This is a genomic window from Parahaliea mediterranea, assembly GCF_017255185.1.
GTDB lineage: Bacteria > Pseudomonadota > Gammaproteobacteria > Pseudomonadales > Halieaceae > JAFKCZ01.
This window is the reverse complement of the sequence record NZ_JAFKCZ010000042.1, coordinates 1-650: the sequence shown is the minus strand read 5'-3', so window position 1 is coordinate 650 and position 650 is coordinate 1. Positions and strand designations below refer to the sequence as shown.

At 51.1% G+C, this 650-nt stretch carries 1 protein-coding gene; it reads left to right on the top strand.

Annotated features, from left to right (window positions below; translation table 11 throughout):
• The first annotated feature begins 118 nt into the window (after positions 1-118).
• Positions 119-547, top strand: coding sequence for an IS200/IS605 family transposase (gene tnpA, locus JYP50_RS21640; RefSeq protein ID WP_206562658.1), 429 nt, complete (start codon positions 119-121; stop codon positions 545-547).
• Positions 548-650 lie beyond the last annotated feature (103 nt).

Here is a 650-nt window from a genome sequence, read left to right as displayed (position 1 = left end):
CTAGTACAAAAGGGAGACCCCCCAGCTTTGCTGGGGAGGCAAGCGAAGTTTGACAGTTCCAGAAGTCTCATAGTAACCCCCAAGTGTGAGCCGCCAAGCACCACACAAGGGAGTAACCATGAGACAAGTGAGCAGTTTAAATCACACGCGATGGGAGTGTAAGTACCACATAGTTTTCATACCGAAGTATCGCAGAAAGGTACTGTTTGGTCAGATACGGAGGGAGTTGGCCGATGTATTCCATCGGTTATCGAGGCAGAGGGAGAGCCTGATAGAAGAGGGTCATCTGATGCCAGATCATGTGCACATGATGATATCGATTCCTCCGAAATATGCGGTCTCGCAGGTAGTGGGTTACATCAAAGGGAAGAGTGCGATTCACATTGCGCGGAGCTATCTGGGTCGAAAAAGGAACTATGTCGGCCATCATTTTTGGGCAAGAGGTTATTTTGCTTCAACCGTTGGTCGGGATGAGCAGGTGATACGGGAGTACATCCGCCATCAGGAACAGGAAGATCGTCGGATTGACCAGTTAAAACTGATGTGACCCGACCCCTTTAGGGGTCGCAAGGAGCCGGAGGCTCCGTCACTATTGCCGCTTTGAGCGGCTCACAAACTAAAGCCCCCGGCTTTGCCGGGGGATACTTACT

Excerpts from the sequence above, each read along its gene's own strand:
- tnpA (WP_206562658.1), top strand. The coding sequence starts at position 119 with ATGAGACAAGTGAGCAGTTTAAATCACACGCGATGGGAGTGTAAGTAC.